Origin of the sequence: Arcicella sp. LKC2W (genome assembly GCF_034931005.1) — a bacterium.
Taxonomy (GTDB): Bacteria; Bacteroidota; Bacteroidia; order Cytophagales; family Spirosomataceae; genus Arcicella.
Map to the genome: position 1 here is coordinate 1 of NZ_JAYGIN010000054.1, position 6,338 is coordinate 6,338.

Here is a 6,338-nt window from a genome sequence, read left to right on the forward strand (position 1 = left end):
GAAAAACCGCCGTCAGGGTCTTCTTCCGTAACCCTGACGGCGGTTTTTCACCCCGTCAGCGGTTTTGCATTAATAAGTATATAGTTCCGTAAATATTTACTTGATTTATGAGTCGCAAAGGTGCTTTCTGAATTACAAAACAAAGTTAAGTGTTTTGTTAGGTACTATGCAATACATAATACCTTAAATTTTCTTAAAATCGGGATAAATGGTTGTTTTATTTGATGAATGGTGTGTCATTTTCAATAAGATGCAGAAAAAATAAAAAGGTTGCATCATTGTACAACGATTTTCCAAAATTGAGAGTAATTATGTAAAGATGGTTTGTGTAATTTGTTAATAGATTTTACGATTTTGGAAAATCGTCGTACATTTTTCAAAATATTTTTTCCATCAAAAATACCACGTTCCCTAATTTTAGCATAGCCTAAAATTTTTCCGACTTGGAAAAGTGATATTTATGGATATAGTTTGCGTATATCTGTAAGCGTTCAAATGCTTGCAAATGTGAAAAAACAACCATAGCTTTCGGAAAATCTATTTAATAAAGCCACAAATCGTTATCATTAATATTCTTGGAAAAGTGTAAATACAGTTGAATGTCCTTAAGGCATCAGTCTCATAAAACTTATATGACCAAACTTTATCAAATGGTTTAGCGTACGGCTTATTGACTTCCTTAAAGATTTAAGACATAAGATTATTATATCATGCAAAATCTTCTTTCACGTTTAAATATTTCCGCCGTTAATCATGGCACGAGTACGGGATTAAAATCTTGGTCTGCCGAAGGAGCAACTTTATTAGAATCTCATTCGCCTGTTGATGGAAAACTGATTGCTAAAGTTTCCGTTACTACGCACGACGATTATCAGCAGGTATTAGATTTGGCAACGGAAGCCTTCAAAACTTGGCGAAATGTACCTGCTCCTCGACGTGGGGAAATCGTCCGACAAATGGGTGATGCTTTTCGCCATAATAAAGAGGCTTTGGGGCAATTGGTTTCTTACGAAATGGGCAAAAGTTTACAAGAAGGTTTGGGCGAAGTACAAGAAATTATTGACATTTGCGATTTTGCCGTTGGACTTTCTCGCCAATTGTACGGACTCACCATGCACTCTGAACGTCCCGAACACAGAATGTACGAACAATATCATCCTTTAGGAGTGGTCGGTATTATTTCAGCGTTCAATTTTCCCGTAGCCGTTTGGTCTTGGAATGCCATGATTGCTTGGGTTTGTGGCGATGTATGTGTTTGGAAACCATCCGAAAAAACACCATTGACGGCCATTGCTTGTCAGAATATTATTCAAGATGTTTTACAGAAAAATGAAATTTCAGAAGGCGTATCTTGTTTGATTTCAGGAGATTATCAAGTAGGAGAGTGGCTCACTTCTGATAAGCGAATTCCTCTGATTTCTGCGACGGGTTCTACTCGCATGGGGAAAATTGTGGGTGCAACCGTTGCCTCTCGCATGGGACGTAGTTTATTGGAATTAGGTGGAAATAATGCCATTATTATTACTGAAAATGCCGATTTAAACATCGCTATTCCAGCCGTAGTTTTTGGAGCAGTTGGTACGGCAGGACAACGTTGTACTTCTACTCGCCGATTAATTATTCACGAATCTATTTATGAAACAGTAAAAGAACGTTTAGTAAAAGCCTACGGACAATTACGCATTGGCAATCCTCTGGATGAAACCAATCACGTTGGTCCTTTAATTGACCATAAAGCAGTAATTGCGTATGTTTCGGCGGCTCATGAAGTAAAAGAAGAAGGTGGTGAAATGTTGGTTGAAGAAGAAATTTTGGAAGGAAAAGGCTTTGAATCGGGTTGTTATGTGAAGCCTTGTATTGGCGAAGTTGAACCACATTTCAAAATTGTAAAGCAAGAAACTTTTGCTCCAATTTTGTATATGATGAAATACAAAACAGTGGATGAAGCCATTGCAATTCAGAATAATGTACCACAAGGATTATCGTCTTCAATTTTTACTTTAAATATGCGAGAAGCGGAGCAGTTTTTATCAGTCAATGGCTCAGATTGTGGTATCGCCAATGTAAATATAGGAACGTCTGGAGCAGAAATTGGCGGAGCATTTGGAGGGGAAAAAGAAACAGGCGGAGGAAGAGAATCTGGCTCAGATGCTTGGAAAGCCTATATGAGAAGACAAACCAATACGATAAATTACGGTAAACAACTGCCTTTGGCTCAGGGAATTAAATTTGATTTTTAATTGACACGAATATTAGAACACAGATTTAACGGATTGGACGGATTTACACAGATTTTAAAGAAATTTTGGTAAGATAAATCGTTTGTATTTCAATAATTTTATCTGTGTAAATCTGCTAAATCCGTATAATCCGTGGTCTGATTTTAAGGCTCATAATCTTTATTATAATCCATTCTCAACAAATGAAAACACAGGAAACCATCACAAAATCCCTCATGGAGAAGCTCTGGGAGGGTTATTGCCAACGAGTTACTTATGCCAAACAATATTCAGAAATGGTACTTGCACAAGGCGGGAATGTTGTGAATGACCACTGTGCATTCAGAACTTTCAATACGCATACAGGCGGACAACCTGCGGGTATTCGTGCCATTGAAGAAGTCTTGGAATCTTTGGGTTACGAGAAGATTTCACCGTATAGTTTTCCTTCAAAACACTTAAACTCGTTTCATTATCAACATCCAACAAATATCAATTTCCCTAAGTTTTTTGTAACGCAATTGGAAGTAAAAGAGTTGTCGGAGGAAGCCCAAAACTTGATAAATGAAGCCGTAAAAGACACGCCTGATTTATTAGCTGGTGAGCCTCGACAATTGTTGGCAACGCTTAAACAAAACAAAGAACTTATCAGTGCGGAAGCGGATAGACTGCTGGATGCTTTGGTAAATTTCTTTGCTCGCCCGTGGAAACCTGTTAAAAAAGACACCATTTTGGCTTTGAATAATGAGTCGCAGTTTGCTTCGTGGACTTTGTTGCACGGAAATTCAGTCAACCATTTTACGGCATATATCAATTATCAAAATGTACCTGCTTGGGGAGATATTGAGCAAACAATGGAAGTTTTAAAAGAGGCTGGCATTCCGATAAAACCCGAAATTGAAGGTGCAAAAGGCTCTAAGTTACGTCAAAGTTCTACCCAAGCGATTGATGAAGATTGCCCTGTCATTGATGCCGATGGTTCCGAAACTACCCTTCGTTGGTCGTATGCTTATTATGAATTAGCCGAACGTGGTTATCTTGAAAATGACGGTCAAAGAATTTGGTTTGATGGCTTTTTAGGTGAACAAGCTACGAATCTTTTTGAAATGACTAAACGTTAAAATATAATATGGCACGCAGATTACGCAGATGCCTATCTGCAACGCAGATTTATGCAGATTTTTAAAAATGACTTTTTCGATTTTTCAATAATACTATATTCAAATAAAAAAATCAGCGAAAATCTGCGTTGCGAAGCATCAGCGTCATCAGCGTGCCATAATCTCTCCCCACAAAATCATGAAATCAATCTTAGTAATTGGAATGGGCAAAGTCGGCTCATTGGTAGCTACGCTTTTGTCTAAACGTTTTGAAATTAAAGGTTTAGACAAGCAAAACCCTGCCTCAGAATTGCCTTTTGAGGTTATCAAAGGCGATGTTTCGGATAAAGTTTTACTGGAAAAACTGATTCCTCAATTCGATGCCGTGGTGTCGTGTATGCCTTATAATTTGAATTTGACGATTGCTCAAATTGCCTACGAATCGGGGAAACATTATTTTGATTTAACCGAAGATGTTCCCACAACTACCGCCATCAGAGAAATGGCTGCGAAGGGAAGTAAGGCCGTTTTAGCTCCACAATGCGGACTTGCTCCTGGATTAATTGGCATCGTGGGAGCGGATTTAGCTAATCGTTTTACAAAGCTTCGTGATATAGAATTGCGAGTTGGAGCGTTGCCAAAATACCCGAATGGATTGTTGGGCTATTCCTTCACGTGGTCGCCTGCGGGAGTAATTAACGAATATTTGAATGATTGCGAGGTGATTCATAATGGCGAAAAAAAATTAGTTTCTGCTCTCGACGGTTTGGAATACATAAACATTGAAGGCAACGAATTTGAGGCTTTTAGCACTTCAGGAGGACTTGGTACGATGTGTGAAACTTATGAAGGACGAGTGGATACGCTCAATTACAAAACAATTCGTTATCCTGGGCATGGCAAATTGATGAAGTTTTTGTTGTACGAATTAATCCTAAAAAATCGGAGAGAATTGATTGAGGAAATTTTGACCGAAGCCAAACCTCCCGTGCAGGAAGACGTAGTATATGTGTATGCGGTAGTGGAAGGATGGAAAAATCAGTCTTTGGAAAGAGAAGAGTTTTATCGTGCTTATTCTCCCAAAATGATTGATGGTAAACATTGGAGAGCCATTTCTTGGACAACGGCAGCCTCTATTGTAGCAGTTGTTGAAATGGTAGCAGACGGGAAATTACCACAAACGGGTTTTATCAAACAAGAAGAAATTGACTTTACAAAGTTCTTGGAAACGGAAACGGGGAAATTTTTCTTGTGATGATGGATAGACCACAGATTAGACGAAATTAACAGATTTTATTTCGGAACTATCTACAATTTGTCGGAAGACAAAATTAGACCACTGATAGAACAGATAAAACAGATTTACACTGATTTTCTTTAAATTTATCCGTGTAAATCCGTTGAATCAGTAAAATCTGTGGTCTAATTTTATTCTGCGACAAATTGTAGATAGTTCCGTTTTATTTTTAACTCTGTCTAATCTGTGGTCTATCATTTTATTGCATAACAAGATTTGCACTCATCCTCAGTAGTTGTTCAGTCTCAATAATTATTTTAGAATTTTTGGGAATGTTAACCTGCGTATTGACCACACATTCACCACCTGCAATGGGTTTTATCGTGATGATGGTATTCAGTAAAGAACTTGATGGAGGAACGGTATTATTGCTCCAATTTGAAGGGTCTGTCCAATTTCCATTGCCAATAAAATCGTATAAAACAGTATCATCAGCTTGAACTCGGAAAACATTTCCATTAAAAGAGGTCACAAATAATTCTCCATCTTCTGTTTCTCCAAAATCCGTAATAGTGTTTGGCGATATGTTTTGAGACGAAATATTGTAGCTATAAGTCAACGAATCAAACTTGATTTTATATAATTTCCCTGAATAAAAATCAACGCCAAAGTAGTACCCTTTCATTGAATTAAATATTTCTCCACGATAAACTGTTCCGCCAACAATGGATGAACCAGCAGTTGGATACGTCATAACAGGAAATCTATAATTGGTAATAGCTCCGCAATCTGTTGTATTGTAAGGATTATTGCCTTCGTAACATCGCCAACCATAATTTGTGGCTAAAGAATCTCGGTGACTGCGGTTGATTTCCTCAAAAGCATTTTGCCCCACATCACCAATCCACATATCACCCGTAAGTCGGTCAAAATTCCATCGAAAGGGATTTCTCAACCCATACGCTAAAACCTCATTACCAAAAGGATTTCCTGATGGAATGCTGTAAAATGGTGCTGTTTCAGAAGTATTTACATTGAAACGGAGTATTTTACCAAGTAGCACATTTGTATTTTGAGCATTATTATCAGGGTCGCCACCACTGCCACCATCACCCGTAGAAAGATACAAATAACCGTCCTTCCCAAAGCGTAAAGTTCCGCCGTTATGATTGCTATAAGTATGATGAGGAATAGTAATAATGACTTTTTTAGAAGAAATATTTGCCACATTTACGTCGTTACTGACCTGATAACGAGCTACTTCCAAATCTCCCGAAATATTAGTGTAATAAACAAAAAAGAGTCCATTGGTTTTATATTGCGGATGAAAACACATACTTAATAAGCCTTGTTCTCCGCCAGATTGGATATTTGTTACGGTCAAAAAAGTGCCTAAAGCATTGAAATTTTTATCAAAAACTTTAATAACTCCCGCTTTTTGAGGAATAAAAATTCTCCTTGTTCCATCACCTGCATTGACAAATTGCATGGGTTGCGAAAGTCCCGTAATCACTGATTTTAAGGAAATATTGGGTTGAGCAAAAAAAGGAAAACTCAATAATAGTAAAGCAAAAAGAAAGAAAATCTTTTTCATATCAATGATGTGTTTTGAAATTCAATCAAATATACGAAGCTTGATTGGCAATAGATTTTCCGATTACTCATTAGACTTCTTGCGAAAGTCCTTTAAGGTGAAAGCCAGCACCTTTTTGGCTACAAATTAGGTAAATTTTTCAACCGTAGCTCTGCTATGCTTTCAAAATTTACCTAATTTTCGCTCAA

The 6,338-nt window shown here is 37.6% G+C and carries 4 protein-coding genes; 3 read left to right on the top strand and 1 reads right to left on the bottom strand.

What is annotated here, in order from left to right; translation table 11 throughout:
* Positions 1–710: 710 nt before the first annotated feature.
* The 3 genes from VB796_RS23495 to VB796_RS23505 all read left to right on the top strand — a co-directional run bounded on the left by VB796_RS23495 (position 711) and on the right by VB796_RS23505 (position 4,574).
* A complete protein-coding gene (locus tag VB796_RS23495; RefSeq protein ID WP_323349043.1) occupies positions 711–2,240 on the top strand; it encodes an aldehyde dehydrogenase family protein in 1,530 nt (509 codons plus the stop codon).
* A 182-nt stretch (positions 2,241–2,422) separates the two neighbouring features.
* Positions 2,423–3,340 carry a DUF1338 domain-containing protein gene (locus VB796_RS23500; RefSeq protein WP_323349044.1) on the top strand — a complete coding sequence of 306 codons (918 nt, stop codon included), beginning with the start codon at positions 2,423–2,425 and terminating at the stop codon, positions 3,338–3,340.
* Between the two features lie 178 nt (positions 3,341–3,518).
* On the top strand, positions 3,519–4,574 hold the full coding sequence (locus VB796_RS23505; protein ID WP_323349045.1) for a saccharopine dehydrogenase C-terminal domain-containing protein: 1,056 nt from the start codon (positions 3,519–3,521) through the stop codon (positions 4,572–4,574).
* A 241-nt stretch (positions 4,575–4,815) separates the two neighbouring features.
* Here VB796_RS23505 and VB796_RS23510 read toward each other — a convergent pair whose 3' ends face one another.
* Entirely contained in the window at positions 4,816–6,150 is a 1,335-nt protein-coding gene (locus VB796_RS23510) for a PQQ-dependent sugar dehydrogenase (protein ID WP_323349046.1), read from the bottom strand.
* Between the last annotated feature and the right edge of the window lie 188 nt (positions 6,151–6,338).

Bases quoted from the DNA above. Each gene is read 5' to 3' on its own strand.
- VB796_RS23510 (WP_323349046.1), bottom strand. From the start codon at position 6,150: ATGAAAAAGATTTTCTTTCTTTTTGCTTTACTATTATTGAGTTTTCCT.
- VB796_RS23500 (WP_323349044.1), top strand. From the start codon at position 2,423: ATGAAAACACAGGAAACCATCACAAAATCCCTCATGGAGAAGCTCTGG.
- VB796_RS23505 (WP_323349045.1), top strand. From the start codon at position 3,519: ATGAAATCAATCTTAGTAATTGGAATGGGCAAAGTCGGCTCATTGGTA.
- VB796_RS23495 (WP_323349043.1), top strand. From the start codon at position 711: ATGCAAAATCTTCTTTCACGTTTAAATATTTCCGCCGTTAATCATGGC.